The organism is Nocardioides hankookensis (assembly GCF_042658885.1).
Lineage (GTDB): Bacteria > Actinomycetota > Actinomycetes > Propionibacteriales > Nocardioidaceae > Nocardioides > Nocardioides hankookensis.
On sequence record NZ_JBHSRJ010000004.1, the window covers coordinates 1,254,008 to 1,273,194 of the forward strand.

18 protein-coding genes are annotated in these 19,187 nt (G+C 70.9%); 9 read left to right on the top strand and 9 right to left on the bottom strand.

The features are described from left to right. Positions 1–14: 14 nt before the first annotated feature. Together ACFPYL_RS12515 and ACFPYL_RS12520 are read left to right on the top strand one after the other, a co-directional pair. Complete coding sequence (locus ACFPYL_RS12515) at positions 15–1,220, top strand: DUF480 domain-containing protein (RefSeq protein WP_379154351.1); 1,206 nt, start codon at positions 15–17, stop codon at positions 1,218–1,220. Continuing rightward, positions 1,217–1,555: a glutaredoxin domain-containing protein gene (locus ACFPYL_RS12520; protein WP_379154353.1), complete on the top strand. Its 339-nt coding sequence runs from the start codon at positions 1,217–1,219 to the stop codon at positions 1,553–1,555. The genes ACFPYL_RS12515 and ACFPYL_RS12520 overlap by 4 nt, the downstream gene beginning before the upstream one ends. Here ACFPYL_RS12520 and ACFPYL_RS12525 read toward each other — a convergent pair. The 7 genes from ACFPYL_RS12525 to kstD all read right to left on the bottom strand — a co-directional run bounded on the left by ACFPYL_RS12525 (position 1,545) and on the right by kstD (position 10,591). After that, positions 1,545–2,372, bottom strand: coding sequence for a CPBP family intramembrane glutamic endopeptidase (locus ACFPYL_RS12525; RefSeq protein WP_379154355.1), 828 nt, complete (start codon positions 2,370–2,372; stop codon positions 1,545–1,547). The genes ACFPYL_RS12520 and ACFPYL_RS12525 overlap by 11 nt on opposite strands. A gap of 52 nt (positions 2,373–2,424) precedes the next feature. After that, positions 2,425–2,973, bottom strand: coding sequence for a hypothetical protein (locus ACFPYL_RS12530; RefSeq protein ID WP_379154357.1), 549 nt, complete (start codon positions 2,971–2,973; stop codon positions 2,425–2,427). Next, a complete protein-coding gene (locus ACFPYL_RS12535) occupies positions 2,970–5,051 on the bottom strand; it encodes a hypothetical protein (protein WP_379154359.1) in 2,082 nt (693 codons plus the stop codon). The genes ACFPYL_RS12530 and ACFPYL_RS12535 overlap by 4 nt, the downstream gene beginning before the upstream one ends. Positions 5,052–5,148: 97 nt before the next feature. Then, positions 5,149–5,697, bottom strand: coding sequence for a hypothetical protein (locus tag ACFPYL_RS12540; protein ID WP_379154361.1), 549 nt, complete (start codon positions 5,695–5,697; stop codon positions 5,149–5,151). Beyond that, entirely contained in the window at positions 5,697–7,910 is a 2,214-nt protein-coding gene (locus ACFPYL_RS12545; RefSeq protein WP_379154363.1) for a hypothetical protein, read from the bottom strand. Before ACFPYL_RS12545 ends, ACFPYL_RS12540 begins: the two co-directional genes overlap by 1 nt. Positions 7,911–8,022: 112 nt before the next feature. Further along, entirely contained in the window at positions 8,023–8,871 is an 849-nt protein-coding gene (locus ACFPYL_RS12550) for a MaoC/PaaZ C-terminal domain-containing protein (RefSeq protein WP_379154365.1), read from the bottom strand. A gap of 52 nt (positions 8,872–8,923) precedes the next feature. Beyond that, complete coding sequence (gene kstD, locus ACFPYL_RS12555; RefSeq protein ID WP_379154367.1) at positions 8,924–10,591, bottom strand: 3-oxosteroid 1-dehydrogenase; 1,668 nt, start codon at positions 10,589–10,591, stop codon at positions 8,924–8,926. 34 nt (positions 10,592–10,625) lie between these two features. Between kstD and ACFPYL_RS12560 the strand changes: the two genes are divergently transcribed. The 7 genes from ACFPYL_RS12560 (at position 10,626) to ACFPYL_RS12590 (ending at position 17,608) form a co-directional block, all read left to right on the top strand. Continuing rightward, positions 10,626–11,438 (top strand): 2-keto-4-pentenoate hydratase, encoded by an 813-nt coding sequence (locus tag ACFPYL_RS12560; RefSeq protein ID WP_379154369.1) that lies wholly within the window; start codon positions 10,626–10,628, stop codon positions 11,436–11,438. A 4-nt stretch (positions 11,439–11,442) separates the two neighbouring features. Continuing rightward, positions 11,443–12,342, top strand: a complete 900-nt coding sequence (locus tag ACFPYL_RS12565; RefSeq protein ID WP_379154371.1) for an acetaldehyde dehydrogenase (acetylating) — start codon at positions 11,443–11,445, stop codon at positions 12,340–12,342. A 1-nt stretch (position 12,343) separates the two neighbouring features. Further along, positions 12,344–13,426 carry a 4-hydroxy-2-oxovalerate aldolase gene (gene dmpG, locus ACFPYL_RS12570; RefSeq protein ID WP_379154373.1) on the top strand — a complete coding sequence of 361 codons (1,083 nt, stop codon included), beginning with the start codon at positions 12,344–12,346 and terminating at the stop codon, positions 13,424–13,426. Between the two features lie 19 nt (positions 13,427–13,445). Beyond that, the gene (locus ACFPYL_RS12575; protein ID WP_379154375.1) at positions 13,446–13,823 is read left to right on the top strand and encodes a YdeI/OmpD-associated family protein; all 378 of its coding nucleotides are present in this window, start codon (positions 13,446–13,448) and stop codon (positions 13,821–13,823) included. Between the two features lie 88 nt (positions 13,824–13,911). Next, on the top strand, positions 13,912–15,327 hold the full coding sequence (locus tag ACFPYL_RS12580) for an SCO6745 family protein (RefSeq protein WP_379154377.1): 1,416 nt from the start codon (positions 13,912–13,914) through the stop codon (positions 15,325–15,327). A 329-nt stretch (positions 15,328–15,656) separates the two neighbouring features. Next, complete coding sequence (locus ACFPYL_RS12585; RefSeq protein ID WP_379154379.1) at positions 15,657–16,877, top strand: HNH endonuclease signature motif containing protein; 1,221 nt, start codon at positions 15,657–15,659, stop codon at positions 16,875–16,877. 26 nt (positions 16,878–16,903) lie between these two features. Then, positions 16,904–17,608: a class I SAM-dependent methyltransferase gene (locus ACFPYL_RS12590; RefSeq protein WP_379154381.1), complete on the top strand. Its 705-nt coding sequence runs from the start codon at positions 16,904–16,906 to the stop codon at positions 17,606–17,608. A 10-nt stretch (positions 17,609–17,618) separates the two neighbouring features. On the opposite strand, the gene ACFPYL_RS12595 is transcribed toward ACFPYL_RS12590, so the two are convergent. Next, on the bottom strand, positions 17,619–18,083 hold the full coding sequence (locus ACFPYL_RS12595) for a phage tail protein (protein WP_379154383.1): 465 nt from the start codon (positions 18,081–18,083) through the stop codon (positions 17,619–17,621). Positions 18,084–18,101: 18 nt separating this feature from the next. After that, positions 18,102–19,172: an NADH:flavin oxidoreductase/NADH oxidase gene (locus tag ACFPYL_RS12600; protein WP_379154385.1), complete on the bottom strand. Its 1,071-nt coding sequence runs from the start codon at positions 19,170–19,172 to the stop codon at positions 18,102–18,104. Between the last annotated feature and the right edge of the window lie 15 nt (positions 19,173–19,187).

Here is a 19,187-nt window from a genome sequence, read left to right on the forward strand (position 1 = left end):
GTAGGGTCGGTCCCATGGCCGACCTGCCCGTCCTGGACGCGGAGGAGCAGCGCGTGCTCGGGAGCCTGCTGGAGAAGCAGGTGACCGTGCCGGCGTCGTACCCGCTGTCGCTCAACGCGCTGCGCACCGCCTGCAACCAGAGCAACAGCCGCGACCCCGTCACCGAGTACGACGAGCAGACGGTCGAGCGGACCGCCAAGCGACTCAAGGAGTCGGGGCTGGCGCGGATCGTGTGGTCCGACACGGGAAGGCGCACGCTGAAGTACCACCAGACGCTCGGCGAGCGGGTCGAGCTCGCCGACGACGAGCGGGCTCTGGTCACGGTGCTGCTGCTGCGTGGGCCGCAGGCACCCGGTGAGCTCAGGAGCCGCACCGAGCGGCTGCACGCCTTCGGCGACCGGGCCGACGTCGAGCAGGCGCTGCGACGGATGGCTGAGCGTGGCCTGGTCACGGAGCTGCCCCGGCGCGGCGGCGACCGCGACAACCGCTGGATGCACCTCCTGGGCGACCCGCCGACGGCCGTCTCGACCGCGCCGACCCCGACGGTCGACCGCGACAGCGTGCTCGCCGACGGCGCCGCGGCCCGCGACGACCGGGTGCGTGCGTCGTACGACGCGGTGGCGGCGACGTACGCCGACCGGCTCGTCAACGAGGTCTCCGGCCTGCCCTTCGAGCGTTGGCTGCTCGACCGGGTCGCCGCGCACGCCGACGGGGGACCGGTGGTGGAGGTCGGCTGCGGGCCGGGCCACATCACGGCCTACCTCGCCGACGCGGGCGCCGACGCGACCGGGATCGACCTGTCGCCCGCGATGGTCGAGCAGGCCCGTGAGCACTACCCCGACGGCTCCTACGAGGTCGGCGACCTGCGCCGGCTGATGCGACCGACCAGCGCGCCCGGCTGGTCGGCCGTCCTGGCGTGGTACTCGCTCATCCACCTCGCTGGCTCCGAGCTCCCCGACGCCGTCGCGGCCCTGTCACGCCCGCTCGCGCCCGGGGGCTGGCTGGTGCTTGCCCTGCACGCGGGGGCGGAGGTGCGCCACCACGACGAGTGGTTCGACGTCCCCGTCGAGCTCGACTTCGTCTACCACGAGCCGGACGAGGTCGTCGGCCTCGTGCGCGCCGCCGGCCTCGAGGAGATCGAGTGGTACCGCCGCGGCCCCGTCGAGTCGCGGGGCGAGACCTCGCAGCGCCTGTACGTCGTGGCCCGGAAGCCGTCGTGACGGCGGTCGTCGTCCTGGTCGTCGCGGCTCTCGTGGTCGTCGTGACGCTCACGCCGTACGCGTTCCCGCGCACGATGACCGACCAGGAGGCTCGCGCCGACGGACGGCCGATCATCTACTGGCGACCCGGGTGCTCCTACTGCCTGCGGATGCGCGTCGCCCTGGGTCCGCTGGGGCGACGTGCGGTGTGGGTGAACATCCACCGCGACCCGGACGCTGCGTCGCGGGTCCGTGCGGCCAACGGCGGCGACGAGACCGTGCCGACCGTCTTCGTCGACGGACACCACCGCACCAACCCGCCCCCGTCGTGGGTGCGGGAGCAGCTCAACCCGTGACGCCGATCTTGCCCCGCACCCGGAACGCGGCGACCAGGGCGAAGACCATCATCACCGTGGTCAAGAGCCCGGCGATCGCCACCGGCGCGTTCGTGGTGTTGCCGTCGACGGACTGGTCGACGCCGCCGGAGGCGAGGATCCCGGTCGGGTCGGTGATCGCGTGCAGCACGATCGCGGTCACGAACGAGCCGGTGACGCGCATGGAGAGATACATGCACATGCCGAAGCAGAACGTGTAGGCGACGGTCGCGAGGACCGTGTTGAGCTCCATCCCCGAGATCAGGTTGGTCATGTGCATCGCGGCGAAGAGCAGCGATGACACGACGGCGACGAATCGCTCGGCGTGGCCGGCGTCGCGGAGCATCTTCACCACCAGGCCGCGGGTCGCGAGCTCTTCCGTGAAGCCGACGCACGCACCGAGCACGGCCAGCATGAGCACCTCGTTCGCGGACCACGTGTCCCAGTCGGTGCCGATCGCGCGCAGCAGGGCGATCGCGACGACCAGCGCCGGGGCGACCCACATCCACCGGCGCCCCCGGATCGGTTGCGGCCCGAAGATGTCGCGCAGCCAGCCGAGCCGGGCGGCGAACGCGAGGAGCGCGAGACCGCCGATGCCGATCGGCAGGACCAGGGCGAAGAACATGCTCTCCGCGCTCCCGACGACGTCGTCGCCGTCGATCCGGTCGTCGAAGACCCGCGCGACCACCTGGCTGACGACGACGAAGAAGACCAGGTAGCCGACGACCACGACGATCGCCTTCCAGGTCGCCGGGCGGTTCCAGAAGCCGGTGGGCGGCGGCGTGCCGAGGTCGCTCATGCACCAAGCCTCAGGGGCCCGGGGACTGGTGGTTCCCCCGAGACGGGTGAGGTCAGGCGTCGGCGACGTACGTCGGGTAGTCCGGGAGGTAGGGGAGCAGGACCGGCTCCTGCCGCTCCGGCGCCGTCACCCCGAGGGCTGCCTGCACCAGGTTGTGGCGGACGGCGTCGACCGGGTGGGCCGCCAGGTCGTCGAGCAGCTCGAGCTCGTCACGGTGGATCAACGGCCCCAGCTCGGCCGACGCGCGGATCCCGGCGGGGCCGGCGTCGGAGGCGACCACGTCGAGCAGGGCGTCCAGCAGATCGCGGCGCACGTCGTCCGGCAGCGAGCCGGCGTCGACCTGACCGACGCCGACGGTCGCAGCCAGCCGGAGGTAACCGGTCCCGCGCAGCGCGCGCAGGAGGGCGTTCGTGCGGACGTCGACGGGCAGCACCGGAGCGCAGATCAGCAGGTTGGCGAGCGCCTGGACGTCCGACCACGCTGCGACGACCGCTGTCGCTTCCCCGCTGTCATCGGGGACCGTCGGGAGCGCCGCGCATGCGTCGGGCAGGGCGTCGAGGTCTGCACAGGCGAGGAAGTCGGCGAGCGGGCCGCCGGTCACGAGTTGGTCTCGCTGCGCGGTCGCTTGTCCGGATAGGCGGCCTTGAGGGCTCGTCGTACCTCCGTGTTGGGCACCGCTTCGCCGTTCGCGTCGGTGACGACGAGCTCCTGGTCCGCGGTCTTCATCGTCCAGCCGTTGTCGGCGAGGACTCGCTTGACCTCGGGCTTGGTGATCTCCTTGATCCAGGCCTGCAGCATCGTCTGGGTCTTGACGTGGTCGTGGCCCTGCTTGGGGTCCGGCTTCCCGGTGCTGTCCACGCCGTCGAGGAACTGCTGTGCGGTCGTCCCGGGCGGGAACGCACCCTCGGTCACCATGCTGCGGACCGGGAAGTCCAGGGGCACCTCGTCCTGGGAGAGGTGGTAGAGGAACTGGAGGAACTGCGGCAGCGTCGGCCAGTAGTGGCCGCTCTTGTTGGACATCCAGTCGATCTTGCCGTCGGTCACCGCCATCTCACCGGCCATCGCGACCGGCTTGCCCCCGAGGAGGCTCGAGTGGTGGAACTTCCCGATCTTGTGCGAGGCCATGTGGATCTCGTTGTTCATGCCCACGACGAAGATCTCGGCGCCGAGCCCCGTCTGGTGCGTGACGCTCGCCGCCGTGTCCACGGTCGTCTTCTTGTCGTGACGCCACAGCTTCTTCCCGCCGACGAGCACGGTCGAGTACTCCTGAGCGGCGTCGCCCTCGTCGTACTCGACGACGCGCTGGCTGACGTCGTGCATGGTGCCGTCCGCGTCGATCGGGAGCTCTTCGCGTCGGGCCTTCTCCAGGAGGGTCTCGTGCCGCTGCTGGAGCGCCGCCACCGACTTCTCGTACGTCGGGGCGAGGCGGGCCGGGTGCTCCTTCCCGAAGACCGACAGCAGGCGTGCGCGCGCCTCCTCGTCGCCCGGGTCGAGCGCCTTCAGCTCGACCAGGAGGCGGTAGGCGAGCGCGATGCTGTCGGCCAGCTTCTGGGCGTGCTCGAGGAGGCTGGGGCGGTTGGTGCCCTTCTCGCCCTCGTAGGACCTGGGCAGGTTCGCGATCAACCACGCGCGGTGCTTGCGCACCGCGGGCACGTCCGGGTCCGGCTTCGGTGGCTTCTCCGCCTTCTTCGTCGGGGCCGCCGACTCCCGCACCTCGGCGAGCGCCTGCTTCTTGACCTCCCGGGCCTCCGGAGCCGTCCGGTCCTTGGTCTCCTCGGACTCGTAGGCGTCGTCCTCGGACTCGTCGGTCTGGCTCTCGGTGACGCGGGCCTTGATCTCGTCGTCGGTGGCGTAGCCCTCGGAGACGATGGCCTGGTTGTCGGTGACGCGGGCCTTGATCTCGTCGTCGGTGGCGTAGCCCTCGGAGACGATGGCCTGGTTGTCGGTGACGCGGGCCTTGATCTCGTCGTCTGTGGCGTAGCCCTCGGAGACGATGGCCCGGTTGTCGGTGACGCGGGCCTTGATCTCGTCGTCGGTCGCGTAGCCCTCGGAGACGATGGCGCTGGTGGGGTGGGGCTCGTCGGCCTTCGTCTCCTCGGACTCGTAGGCGTACCCCTCGGACTCGATGTCCTGGTGGCGGGCGGTGCGGGCGTTGATGTCCTCCTCGGTGAGGTAGCCGTCGCTGGGGGTGCTGGCGTACCCGGATCCGGTGGCTCGGTCGTCCTTGGTCTCCTCGGACTCGTAGGCGTAGCCCTCGGACTCGATGTCCTGGTGGCGGGCGGTGCGGGCGTTGGTGTCCTCGTCGGTGAGGTAGCCGTCGCTGGGAGTGCTGGCGTAGCCCTCGGAGAGGAGGGGGCCGCCGGTGGTGGGGTGGGCGGACTTGGCCTCGTCGGGCTCGGGCGCCTGCGGTCCGGGTGCCGTGGCGGGCGCGCTCCGCACGTGCCCGAGCAGGCCCCCGCGGGCGCCGGGTTCGCCGGTCGGGCGCGCCGACGTCCAGGTGCGCAGTCCAGAGATCGGTGCCGGCCCGCTCGAGCTCGCCGACCCGCCTGGGTGCGCCGCGGCGCGGTGCCCACCGATCGGAAGCGGCACCGGCCGCGACGGCGGTGTCGTGTCGTCCTTGCGCTCCTCGGACGACGGCCGGCTCTGCGGCTTCTTGGCGCGCGTGAAGTTCTTCGTCATGCGATCCTCACCCCGATGTGAGGAGCCAATGTCGCACACGCGGACGGGCGATTCAGGAGATTGCGACAGCTCCCTACTTCTGGGTGAGTCCCTCCGGTCAGGCTCCGGCGACGTACGCCGCGTAGTCCGGGAGGTAGGGGAGCAGCACCGGCTCCCGCTCGTCCGGCGCGGTGAGCCCGAGCGCGGCCTGGGTCAGGTTGTGGCGGACGGCCTCGACCGGGTGGGCCGCCAGGTCGTCCAGCAGCTCGAGCTCCTCGCTGCGGATCAGCGGACCGACCTCGGCCGACGCGCGGATCCCGGCGGGGCCGGCGTCGGAGGCGACCACGTCGAGCAGGGCGTCGAGCAGCTCACGGCGTACGTCGTCGACCAGCTCGGTCGGGCTCAGGTCGCCCACGCCGACGGCGGCGGCGAGCCGCAGGTAGCCGTCCTCGCGCAGACCGCGGAGAAGTGCGTCCGTGCGCACCGCGTCGGGGAGCACGGTCGGGTACATCAGCAGGTTCGCGACGGCCTGGACGTCGGCCCAGGCGTCGATCACCGTCGCAGCGCGACCGCTGTCGTCGGGACCGGGCGGCAGTGCCGCGTGGGCTTCGCTGAGCTGCTCGAGGTCGGTGGCGGCCAGGACGGGATCGAGGCGATCGCTGCTCATCAGGACTTGTTGCCGACGGGCTTGATGTTGGGGTAGGCCTTCTTGAGTGCGTCACGCACGAGCTTGGGGGCCACCTTGTCGTCGTTCTCGTCCTCGATCTCCCACTCGTCGTCGTAGTAGGTCATGCTCCAGTCCATGTCGTGCATGACCTTCTTGACGGCCGGCTTCCCGATGGCGGCGATCCAGGCGTAGATCATCTCCTGGGTCTTGTTGTGGTCGCGCCCGAACGCCTCCTTCTTCTGACCCAGCGTGTCCACCCCCTCGACCACCTGGCGTGCGGTCGTCCCGGCAGGGACGTTCATGCCCTGGATGGGGAAGTCCAGCGGGATGTCCGTGCTGAGGTGGTGCAGGAACTGCTGGAGCTGGGTGAGCGAGGGCTTGTAGTGCCCGCTCTTGTTGGAGATCCAGTCGATCTTGCCGTTCGTGGCCTTGATCTCGCCGGCCATGGCGACGGGCTTCCCGCCGAGCAGGCTCGAGTGGTGGAACTTGCCGATCTTGTGCGAGGCCATGTGGATGTCGTTGTTCAGGCCGACGACGAAGATCTCCGCGCCGACCCCGGTGAAGTGGGTGACGCCCGCCTTGGTGTCCACGGGCGACTTCTTCTCGTCGTTGCGGTAGAGCTTCTGGTTGCCGACGAGCACGAGGCTCCGCTCCTGGGCGGCCTCGTCGTCGTACTCGACCATCCGCGTGCTGAGGTCGCCGACCGTGCCGTCCTCGGCGATCGGCAGCTCCTCACGCCGCGCCTTCTCCAGGAGCTGCCCGTACCACCACTCGACGTACTTGCGCGCCTCGTCGACCGTGCCGAACCGGTCGGCGATCGTCTCCGCACCCAGGCTCGTGAGGAGCCGCCGCATGCCTTGGATGTCGTCGGAGGCGAGATTCTGGAACTCGCGCACGCCGGCGTAGTACTTCGCGATGTCGGCGCCGACGTCGTGGACGGCGCCGACGAGGTCCTTGCGCTGGGTGGTGCGCTCCTGCGCGTACTCCTTGCCGAGCTGGGCGATCAGCCACACCCGGTGCTTGCGCACCTCGGGGATCTCCTCCTTCGGCGGCTCGACGGCCTTGGCCCCGGTCGAGGGCGTGTCGGACTTCTGGGCGTCGACGTGCTCCTTGACGTCGTCCCTGATCCGCTTGCCGGCGTCGCTGTCGATCTCGCTGTAGTCGACGTTGTTGTAGTCGCCGGAGTCCACGTCGTCGTCGAGCGGGATGCTGCCGTAGGCGCCGTAGTTGTTGTAGGGGCCGGGGTCCTTGTCGTCCTCGAGGTCGGGGAAGCTGTCGCCGGGGCGTCGGTAGGTGACGCCACCGGTGGTGGCGCCGCCGTAGTTGTTGTAGGGGCCGGGGTCCTTGTCGTCCTCGAGGTCGGGGAAGCTGTCGCCGGGTTGGCGGTAGGTGACGCCACCGGTGGTGGCGCCGCCGTAGTTGTTGTAGGGGCCGGGGTCCTTGTCGTCCTCGAGGTCGGGGAAGCTGTCGCCGGGTTGGCGGTAGGTGGTGGCGCCGCCGTAGTTGTTGTAGGGGCCGGGGTCCTTGTCGTCCTCGAGGTCGGGGAAGCTGTCGCCGGGTTGGCGGTAGGTGACGCCACCGGTGGTGGCACCGCCGTAGTTGTTGTACGGGCCGGGGTCCTTGTCCTCGTCGTGGTCGAGGGGGATGGGGATGGAGCCGTAGGCGCCGTAGTTGTTGTTGTAGGGGCCGGGGTCCTTGTCCTCGTCGTGGTCGAGGGGGATGGGGATGGAGCCGTAGGCGCCGTAGCTGTTGTTGTACGGGCCGGAGTCCTTCTCATCCTCGGTCGGCACGGGCTTGCTCGCTCGACCGCGCCCGATCAGCGACGGACGCTCGCCCGAGCCGTCGCTGGTCTTCTTGGCCGACTGCCACGTCTGCATCTCCGCGATGGACGCGGTCCCGGTGGGCGTCGGCGCCTTCGCCCGGTGCGACCCGATCACGGGAAGTGGCACCGGGTTGCTGCCCTGCGGGGTCGGTGCCGTCCGGTGGGCGCCGATCGTCGGGGCCGAGGACGTCGACCCGTCCTTGCGCTCGGTCGAGGACCCGCTCTTCCTCCTGTGGCCCCCGATCACGGGCAGTGGCACGGGATTGGTCGGGCCGGGCGGGGGCGGCGGCGTCGCACGGTGGCCGCCGATGGTCGGCTTCGACGAGTCCTTCTGCTCGGACGTCGACTTCTTCTTCTTCGACTTGAAGGCCTTCAGGAGTCCCCTGGCCATGTGCACCCTCCCCGCACGTCTGTCGGGGGCGAGGATTCCACACCGGAGGCGTCCCGACGTGCAGATCCGCTCAACCGCACGCGCTGGACCGATCCACCCGCACGGACGCTGCTCAGACGGTCGTGAGCACCACGTCGCCCAGCACGGCCGCGCCGTCGCGCTCGCCGCCCGCGACCGTCGCGGCGCCGACGATGCGGCCGCCCTCGACCCAGCCGCGCACCCGGATCGTCTCGCCGGGGAAGACCACGCCGGCGAACTTCACCGCGAAGCCCGCGACCCGCGACGCGTCGCCGTCGAGGAGCTGGTCGGTGAGCGTGCGCAGCACGATGCCGTAGGAGCACAGCCCGTGCAGGATCGGGGCCGGGAAACCGGCGGCCCGCGCGAACTCCGGGTCGGCGTGCAGCGGGTTGCGGTCACCGCACAGGCGGTAGAGCAGCGCCTGTGTCGGGGTCACGTCGTACGTCGTGTCGGTGTCCGGTGCGCGCTCCGGGAGCTCGACAGGGGCGGACGACCCGCGGTCGCCGCCCCAGCCGCCCTCGCCCTTGACGAAGATCGACGAACGGGTGGTCCACAGCCGTTCGCCCGACGGTGCGGTGGCGATGCCCTCCTGCCAGATCACCGCGGCCTTGCCCTTGTCCCAGATCTCGCTGATCCGGGTCGTCACGGTCGCCGAGCCCGAGGTCGGGACCGGACCGGCGAGGTCGATCGACTGCGAGCCGTGCACGACCTGCGCGAGGTTGATGTCGCACCCCGGCAGGTCGAGCGGCGGCGGGTCGGAGGCGTGGAACGTCGGAGCGACGACGCCGAACGACGGCAGCACCTGCAGGCCGGCGGACTCCAGGGTGTACGACAGGTCGCTCGCACCCAGCGCGAGGTGGTAGAGCAGCACGTCGCTCTCGGACCAGGTGAAGTCGAGCGAGCCGAGCTCGGCGCCGATCGCGACGTCGGGGTCGATGGGCACTCAGGGTCTCCTGTCGGCTGCGGGGGTTTCGAGACGGCGCTGGCGCGCCTCCTCAACCACCGGTGGTGGCGATGTCTTCGGCGGCGAGGTAGCCGAAGGTCAGGGCGGGACCGATCGTCGCGCCGGGTCCGGCGTACGTGTGCCCCATGACGGCCGACGAGACGTTGCCGGCGGCGTAGAGACCGGGGATGGGGGAGCCGTCGGGCCGCAGCACCCGCGCCCTCTCGTCGGTGACGAGCCCGCCCTTGGTGCCGAGGTCGCCGGGCACGATCTTCACGGCGTAGAAGGGGCCCTGGTCGATGGTGTGCAGCGACGGGTTCGGCTTCACGGTCGGGTCGGAGTAGTACTTGTCGTACGCCGACTCTCCGCGGTGGAAGTCCTCGTCGACGCCGGCCTTCGCGAAGCCGTTGAACCGCTCGACCGTGGCCGTGAGCGCCTCGGCCGGCACCTCGATCTCCGCGGCGAGCGCGGCCAGCGAGTCGGCCTTCTTGACGGTGCCGTTCTTGTACCAGCGCCCGGGGAACGGCTGGCGCGGCGAGAGTCCCGCGAAGAGGTAGCGGTTGCGGTAGCGCTGGTCGATGACCATCCACGCCGGCACGTGGCCGACGCCGGTCGCCTCGCCCCGGTAGATCTCGTGCACGGCCTCGACGTACGGCAGCGCCTCGTTCATGAACCGCTCGCCGGCCTGGTTGACGATGATCGAGCCGGGCAGGTTGCGCTCGGCGAGGCAGAACCACGGGCCGGACGGCAGCGGGATGGTCGGGCCCCACCACGAGTCGTCCATCAGGTCGGTCTCCGCGCCGGCCGCGATGCCCGCGAGGACGCCGCCGCCGGTGTTGAACTGCGAGCCGGTCGTCCAGTCGACGGAGGTCGGCTGCGGCTGGTACTTCTCGCGCATCTCGAGGTTCTTCTCGAAGCCGCCGCTGCCGAGGATCACGCCGCGGCGGGCGCGGATGACCGATTCGGCGCCGTCGCGCAGCACGCGGACGCCGACCACCCGGCCGTCCTCGATGACGAGGTCGCTCAGCTCGGTCTCGTAGGCGACCGGCACGCCCGCGTCGACCAGGCCCTTGCGCAGCCCGATCGCGATCGCGTTGCCCATCGCGTACATCTTGCGGCCGAGCATCAGGCTGACGATCCGCTTCAGCAGCACCTTGGCCATCGTCAGCGGGCCCCGGATCGTGCGCAGGCCGAGGCTGATCTTGCGGTAGTCGGCCTGGGTGACGATCAGGTTGGCCGGTGCCTTCGTGTACGCCGGGTGCAGCCGGGCCAGCTCGTCGCCGAGGAAGCGCGCGTCCATCGGGATCGGCTCGGCCGAGCGGCCCGCGGACCGGCCGCCGGGCGCCTCGGGGTGGTAGTCGGAGTACTGCGGCACCCAGGTGAAGCGGACCGGGGTCTGCTCCTTGATGAACTCCATGACCTCGGGGCCGCGGGCCAGGTAGGTGTCGCGGCGCGTCTTCGGCACGACGTCGCCGACGATCGAGTCGAGGTAGAGCTTCGAGAGCTCCGGGTCGTCGCCCTGGCCGGCCGCCTTCAGCGCGTAGTTGTTGGGGATCCAGACCCCGCCGCCGCTGCGCGCCGTCGAGCCGCCGAAGTAGGCGCTCTTCTCGATCAGCACGGTGTCGAGACCGCGCGCCTTCGCGGCCAGGGCAGCGGTCATCCCGGCGCCACCGGCGCCCACGACCACGACGTCCACCTCGGTGGGCAGGGGGGTCTCCATGGCCAGAAACTGTAACAGGTTCTACTATCGTCACGTGACCTCCCAGGACCAGATCTCGGCTGCTGTGACGCGCCTCTCCGAGGCGCAGGCCACCCGCGTCCCGTGCGCGCCGGTGCGCGACCTCATCGGGACCGACGACCTCGCCGCGGCGTACGCCGTGCAGCAGGGGCTGGTGCAGGCCCGGATCGCGGGCGGCGCGCGGGTGGTGGGCCGCAAGATCGGTGCCACCTCGGAGGCCGTGCAGAACCAGCTGGGCGTCGACCAGCCCGACTTCGGCTACCTGCTCGACGACATGGACGTGAGCGTCGGTGCGGTTGCCGGGGCCGACTCGGTCTCGATGGCGACGCTGCTCCAGCCGCGCGTCGAGGGCGAGGTCGCCTTCGTGCTCGCGAAGGACATCGACCCCGCCGACGGCGCCGAGATCACGATCGACCTCGTGCGCGACGCCGTCGAGGTCGCGCTGCCGGCGCTGGAGATCGTGGACTCGCGGATCGCCGACTGGGCGATCGGCTTCACCGACACGGTCGCCGACAACGCCTCGAGCGGGCTCTTCGTCGTCGGCACGGACGGCTGCAGCCTCGACGACCTCGAGCCGCGCGACGTGACGATGTCGCTCACCATCAACGGCGAGGAGCGCTCGTCCGGCACCGGTGCGGCCTGCCTGGGCGACCCGCTCGAGGCGCTGCGCTGGCTCGCCGTGCAGGCGCACCGCTTCGGCGACCCGCTGCGCGCCGGCCACCTGATCCTGTCCGGGGCCCTGGGCCCGTTCGTGCCGTTCGCCCCGGGGGACCGGGTCGTCGCGACCATCAGCGGCTTCGCGCCGCTGAGCGTCACCTTCAAGGAGTAGGGACATGCCCAAACTGACCGCTGCCATCGTGGGGCCGGGCAACATCGGCACCGACCTGATGTACAAGCTGCTGCGTTCTGACGTGATCGAACCGCGTTGGATGATCGGCGTCGACCCGTCCTCGGAGGGCCTGAAGCTGGCCGCGGCGCAGGGGCTCGAGTCGACGCACGAGGGTGTCGACTGGCTGCTGAAGCAGGACGAGCTGCCCGACCTGATCTTCGAGGCGACCTCGGCGTACGTGCACCGCGAGTACGCGCCGCGCTACGAGGAGGCCGGGATCCGGGCGATCGACCTGACGCCGGCCGCGGTCGGGCCGGCGGTGATCCCGCCGGTCAACGGCGAGGAGCACGTCGCCGCGATGAACGTCAACATGATCACCTGCGGGGGCCAGGCGACGATCCCGATGGTCGCTGCGGTGTCTCGCGCGGCTGCGGTGTCGTACGCCGAGATCGTCGCCTCGGTGTCCTCGATGTCGGCCGGGCCCGGGACGCGGGCCAACATCGACGAGTTCACCCGGACCACGTCGTCGGGCGTGGAGACGATCGGGGGAGCGGAGCGGGGCAAGGCGATCATCATCCTCAACCCGGCCGAGCCGCCGATGATCATGCGCGACACGATCTACTGCGCGGTCGCGCCGGACGCCGACCGTGACGCGATCGTCGCGAGCATCTTCGCGATGGAGAAGGCGGTGCAGGAGTACGTGCCGGGCTACCGGCTGCTCCAGGAGCCGCAGATCGACGAGCCGTCGGCCGCGACCCAGGGCCAGACCAAGGTCTCCGTCTTCGTGGAGGTCGAGGGCGCGGGCGACTTCCTGCCGCCGTACGCCGGCAACCTCGACATCATGACCGCCGCCGCCACGCAGGTCGGCCAGAACATCGCCCGTTCGATCCTCGCGGAGGCCTGAGATGACCGACATCAACACCCTGAACCGGACCTGGTCCGACACCGATCCCGAGAGTGGGCTGGACCTGCGCCTGACGGACACCTGCCTGCGCGACGGCTCGCACCACAAGCGGCACCAGTTCACCGCGCAGGAGGTGCACGACATCGTCGAGGCGCTGGACGCCTCCGGCGTACCCGTCATCGAGGTCACCCACGGCGACGGGCTGGGCGGCTCGTCGTTCAACTACGGGTTCTCGAGGACGCCGGAGCAGGAGCTGATCAGGATCGCGGCCGAGACCGCGAAGCGCGCGAAGATCGCGTTCCTGATGCTCCCCGGTGTCGGCACCAAGGACGACATCCGGGCGGCGCAGGACAACGGCGGCCAGATCTGCCGGATCGCGACGCACTGCACCGAGGCAGACACCTCGATCCAGCACTTCGGGCTGGCCCGCGAGCTGGGCCTGGAGACCGTCGGGTTCCTGATGATGAGCCACACCCAGCCGCCCGAGGTGCTCGCCAAGCAGGCGCGGATCATGGTCGATGCCGGCAACCAGTGCGTGTACGTCGTGGACTCCGCCGGCGCGCTCGTGATGGAGCAGACGGCCGACCGGGTCGCCGCCGTCGTCGCCGAGATCGGCCACGAGGCGACGGTCGGCTTCCACGGCCACGAGAACCTCGGCCTCGGCGTCTCCAACACCGTGATCGCGGCCCGCGCGGGCGCGACCCAGATCGACGGCTCGGTGCGCCGCTTCGGCGCGGGGGCCGGCAACACGCCCCTGGAGGCGTTCGTCGGGGTGTGCGACAAGCTCGGCTGGAAGACCGGCATCGACTTCCTGACGATCGTCGACGCGTCCGAGGACGTCATCAAGCCGGCGATGCCCGAGGAGTGCCAGCTCGACCGGATGACGCTGATGATGGGCTACGCCGGGGTCTACTCGTCGTTCCTTAAGCACGCGGGCAACGCGGCCGACCGCTACGGCGTCTCGGGGGCGAAGATCCTGCTCGAGGCCGGTCGCCGCAAGCTGATCGGCGGCCAGGAGGACCAGCTCATCGACATCGCACTGATGCTCAAGGCCGAGCAGGACAAGGCCGCCGCGAACTCCTGATCCGACCTACCGTGCTGTCGTGGAGCTGATCGACGACGAGCCGGTGCTGGACCGCCCGTCGGTGGCGGAGGTCGAGGCGTTCTTCGAGTCCGCCGGCGCCGACAAGCGTGCGGTCTGGCTGCGGCTGAGCCGCTCGGGCGTCGAGCCGGCGTCGCTGACCTCCGACGAGCTCGTCGACGCCGGGCTCTGCTTCGGGTGGGTCTCGGCCGTACGACGTGCCGGTGACGGTGCGACGTACCTCCAGCGCTACACGCGCCGGCGGCCGCGCTCGAAGTGGTCACGCCTCAACATCTCCAAGGTCGAGCGGCTCATCGCCGAGGGACGGATGCGTCCCGGCGGTCTCGCCGAGGTCGAGGCGGCGCAGGCCGACGGACGGTGGGAGAACCCGTGGACGTGAGCGTGGGTCGTGTCGTGCCGGCGTCTCGCCGTTCGTAGCACTGGTGAGAGGCTGCCTGCCGGCGCCGTACGACCGAGGAGATGACCAGATGACGCACGCAGCACCCGTCGCCCGCCAGATGTTCGACCTCACCGAGCCGATCGCGCTGGTCAACTTCTTCTCCGACGAGCCCAACGAGGCGATGGCGGCGCTCGGCTTCACGAACTACTGGGACGGCTACTTCGCCGGGCGCTCCGCGCCGCTCGGCCGGGTCCCGGCCGAGGTGGTCGACGCGGCCTTCTACAACTTCGGCGAGGGCGAGGTGGCCCGGCACCTCCCGAAGGTCTGGGGCACGACCACGCCCGAGGCCGCACACGCGGCCCGTCAGCAGGGGTGCGTGGCCGCACTGCGGCGGATCCTCGGTGGGCTCGTCGAGACGCCCGGCCTCGCGCGCGCCGCCGAGCTGCTCGCGCAGGCCGCCGTCAGCGCGCCGGTCCACGGCCGGGTCATGTACGCCGGTCTCCGCTCGCTGCCCGTGCCCGAGGAGCCGGTGTGCCGGCTCTGGCACGCGGCCAACATGCTGCGCGAGCACCGCGGCGACGGCCACATCGTGGCGCTCGTGTCCGAGCAGGTCGGCGGTCTGGAGGCGCACGTGCTCGCCGCGCTCGACATGGAGATCTACCCGGCCGAGTCGTTCGGCCGCATCCACCACCTCCCCGCCGCCCGGCTCGCCACCCTGATGGCCGGCCTGCGCGACCGCGGGCTGGTCGACGCTGCCGGTCGCCTCACCGAGGCCGGCCGGGCGACGAAGGACCGCGTCGAGGCACTCACCGATGTGCTCGCCGAGGCGCCGTACGACGGGCTGACCGCGGCCGAGCTCGATGAGCTGGTCGCGTGCCTGGAGCCGATCGCCCGGCCGGCTGCGGGAGACGGGCTCGCAGTAGCTTGGAGCGTGCTGGTCGCGGCATTTGAGGACGTTTCCTGTGCGACACTCCTGCCCGTGGTCGACGGGATGACGCCCAAGGAGCGCGAGGGGTTTGACCGCTTTCTGGGCTGGAGGACCCGGCCCAAGAAGCACGCAAGCGACCGGAGCGAGCCTTCCCCACAGGAGGTCTACGCCGAGTGGATGAAGACAGCGTTCGGCCCCACGCTCCGTGCCGAAGGGATGCGCGGTTCTGGTGGTCGGTTCGAATTCCCTTCTGACGTTGTCTGGGCGCAGCTGGGGTTTCAGAAGTCCACGTACAGCGACGCTCAAGAGGTGCGCTTCACGGTGAACCTCTCGGTGATTCAGCGAGAGATGTGGGAAGAGCAGCACACAGCGAAGCCGCATCTCGGGAAGAGCCCGAGCCCGTCCTTCCACTACGGCGCGTGGGCGGACCAGGTGCGCATCGGCCTCCTCGCTCCTGATGGCGAAGACAAGTGGTGGCGAATCGTTCGCGGCGTCCAGTCGTCCGAGGTGCGCGACGACGTGTTGCACGACCTCCTCACCTACGCCGTGCCGTGGTTGCGAACGCGCGTCAGGTAACCACCGCTCATCGGCAGATCCGTGCGTCAGGCACATCCTTCGGCCAGGATGCCGTGGTTCCACGGTGAACGCTCCGCGCGCAGGCCGTCGGCGCTGTCGAGTGCGTCGATCGCTGCTCGAACAGTGGCGAGCGCGGGGTCTGTTGCGGTCACGGGATCCAACGTAGTGGGCCAGGGGGTTGCTACCGCATCGAAGATGTGTTCTAATAGTTGCAGGTGCAGTAGTCCTTCGGCTTCGGCCGTCGCTCCGTTCGTGCGGCGCTGGCATCGACGTTGAGTGAAGTCCCGTGTGGTGGCAGTCCCCGGGCGTCCGTCGAGTCAGGTGTGCCCATGTCCCAGTCCGAGCTCCAGGTTCATCCGGTGCTGGCCGCGATGGCGGCCGTCGACGCCGCGGTGGCAGCGGTGTCGGAGGTGGAGCCGACCTTCATGACCACCGAGGAGAAGCGGCAGGCACTGCTCGGGCTGAGCGAGACGATCGACCGGCTCGAGGAGCTGCGGATGCGGGTGCTCGCGGCCGCCGGTGACGTCGCTGACGAGGACGGCGCACGCGACGCTGCCGCGTGGCTTGCGCACCACGGCCGTCGTGACCCCGCCGAGTGTCGTCGCCGGCTCCGGCTGGCTCGTTCACTGGGCGACCGTGACGCGACGGCGGCGGCGCTGCGCCGGGGCGAGATCAACGTCGACCAAGCGACGGTGGTGGTCGGCGCGACCGAGTCGCTGCCCGAGGAGGTCAGCTCCGAGGTGCGGCGGGCAGCCGAGGCGCGGCTGGTGGGCGAGGCGTCGACCTTCGGGCCGCGCCAGCTGCGGATCCTGGGTCGCCGGGTGCTCGACGTCGTCGCTCCGGAGGTGGGGGAACGGCTCGAGGAGCGCCTGCTCGACCGGGAGGCCGAGCGGGCTGCGCGGCGGACCTTCCTGCACACCCGGCGCAACGGAGACGGCACCACCGACATCCGCGCCCGGGTCGCCGACTCGGTCTGCGACCGGCTGCTGACCTACCTCGACGCGTTCGCGTCCCCGCGGCGGACGGCTGTCGACGACCGCCGTCCTCACGACCAGCGGCTCGGCGCCGCCTTCGGGACGTTCCTGGAGTCCGTCGACCCGGACCGGCTGCCGCTGCACGGGGGCGATGCGACCACGGTGCTCGTCACCGTCGACCTCGAGACGCTCCGCGGCGCGACCGGTGTCGCGTACGTCGGCGACGAGCCGATCTCCGCCTCCGAGGCCCGACGCCTGGCGTGCGGCGCCGGGATCGTTCCGGTGGTGCTGGCCGGATCGAGCCAGGTCCTCGACGTCGGCCGCAAGCGCCGCTTCTTCGTCCCAGCGCAGCGTAAGGCGCTCGCCGTCCGACACCCGTCCTGCGTCGCCGAGGGCTGTGACATCCCGGCCGCGTGGTGCGAGGCCCACCACGCCGGGAGTCCCTGGTCACGCGGAGGTCGCACCGACCTCGCGGACGGCGTGCTGCTGTGCTCGTTCCACCACCACCGCGCGCACGATGCCCGCTATGACGTGGAGTGGTCGGCCGGCGGCGCGCGGTTCCACCGACGGCCCTAACGCTCGGGCGCTGGTAGGAACGGGGCATGACCTCTCGGGACACCGACTACGACGACTTCGCCAGCGCCTACTCGGCGGCGAACGAGTCCAACCTCTTCAACGCGTACTACGAGCGCCCGGCGATGCTCGACCTCGCCGGCGACGTGTCAGGACGACGGATCCTCGACGCGGGGTGCGGTTCGGGACCGTTGAGCGCAGCGCTGCGCGCCGGCGGCGCCGTCGTGACCGGGTTCGACGCCAGTGCGGCGATGATCGAGCTGGCCCGCGAACGGCTCGGCGCAGACGCCGACCTCCACGTCGCCGACCTCGCCGAACCGCTGCCGTTCGCTGATGCGGAGTTCGACGACGTCGTCGCCTCGCTCGTGCTCCACTACCTGGAGGACTGGTCGAGCGCGCTGGCCGAGCTGCGTCGGGTGCTGAGGCCCGGTGGTCGCCTCCTCGTGTCGGTCAACCACCCGAGCGCCTACGCGATCGTCTACCCCGAGGCCGACTACTTCGCCGTCACCAGGTACTCCGAGGACCACGTCTTCGACGGGCGCGAGACGTGGCTGACGTACTGGCACCGGCCGCTCCACGCCATGACCGACGCCTTCGGCGCAGCAGGGTTCCGCGTCGTCACGATCAGCGAGCCGCCGCCGGCGCCCGACACTCCCGATGCGGTGCTGCCACCGGGTCTGGCACCGGGCCGGTCGTTCCTGTGCTTCCTGTTCTTCGTCCTCGAGGCCGGGTGAGCGCGGGCGACTAGTACTCGCCCTTGATCACGAAGAACGACCCGCGGATCGTGCCGGCGAGCTTGGACTTCTGGCGCGCGAACTTGAAGCGGTCGGCGAGCTCGTCGGGGACGTCCATGCCGTCGGAGAGCTTGAAGCCGACGGCCCGCTTGCCGCCGTCCTCGATCGTGTAGAGCACGTTGATCGACAGGCCGGACTCGTAGAACACGTACGACCAGCGGACCCCGTCGACCTCGAAGTCCGTCGCCTCGAGCGGCGTCGAGGCGATGTGGAGGTCGCGCTCGTCGGCGAGGATGCGGGCCACGTGCTCGACGACCTCGCCCGCCTCGGCGGCGGGCTCGGTCGTGAAGACGTGGTCGTACTTGTTCTTGAAGTAGCGCGCCTCGTTGGCCCGCAGCCCGGCGAGGGCGTCCGCGACCGGAGACGACTCCAGCCCGGTGGTGGACACGTCCACGAAGTCGACGACGTAGCTCATGTGACCACCGTAGTGCGGCTAGCGCGCGGCGCGCCGGTACGGCGCGGGCCAGAGGTCGGCGGCGTCCACGCCGAGCTCGTACGCCGCGCGCAGCGGCCAGTGCGGGTCGCGGAGCAGCTCGCGGCCGAGCAGCACGACGTCGGCCGAGCCCTCGGCGATGATCTCCTCGGCCTGCTTCGGCTCGGTGATCAGCCCGACGGCGCCCGCCGAGATGCCGGCCTCCTCGCGGACCCGACGAGCGAACGGCACCTGGTAGCCGGGGCCGACCTCGATCCGGACAGGCGCGTTGCCACCGCTCGACGTGTCGACCAGGTCGACGCCCTCGTCCCGCAGCAGCCCGGCGAGCCGGACGGTGTCGTCGTCGCTCCAGCCGCCGTCGACCCAGTCCGTGGCGGAGAGACGCACCACGAGCGGCACGCCGGCATCGATGCGCGACCGGACCTCGCGGACGACCTCGAGCACCAGCCGGACCCGGTGGTCGAAGGAGCCGCCGTACCCGTCGGTGCGGTGGTTCGACAGCGGCGAGAGGAACTCGTGCAGCAGGTAGCCGTGCGCGGCGTGCACCTCCAGCACGTCGAAGCCGGCGGCGACCGCGCGCTCGGCGGCGTCGCCGAAGGCCGTCACCACGCGGGCGATGCCGGCGGCGTCGAGCGGCTCCGGGTCCTCGTGGAGGCCGGGGTACGGCGCCGGCGAGGGGCCGACCGGGCGCCAGCCGCCGTCGGCCTCGTCGACCGCGCCGCGCTCGGCCGTGAAGCCGGAGTACGTCGACCCCTTGCGGCCCGCGTGCGCGAGCTGGATGCCGGCCGTCGCACCCTGGCCGTGGACGAACTCGACGATCCGCGACCACGCGTCCTGCTGCTGGTCGTTCCACAGGCCGGTGTCCTCGGGCGAGATCCGGCCCTCCGGCACGACCGCCGTCGCCTCGGTGAAGACCAGCCCGGCGCCGCCGCGGGCGAAGGAGCCCAGGTGCACGAGGTGCCAGTCGTTCGGCACGCCGTCGACGGCGGAGTACTGGCACATCGGCGCGACCCAGGCGCGGTTGCGGATGGTCACGTCACGGAGGGTGATGGGGGAGAAGAGAGCAGTCACGAGGGTGGCAACCCG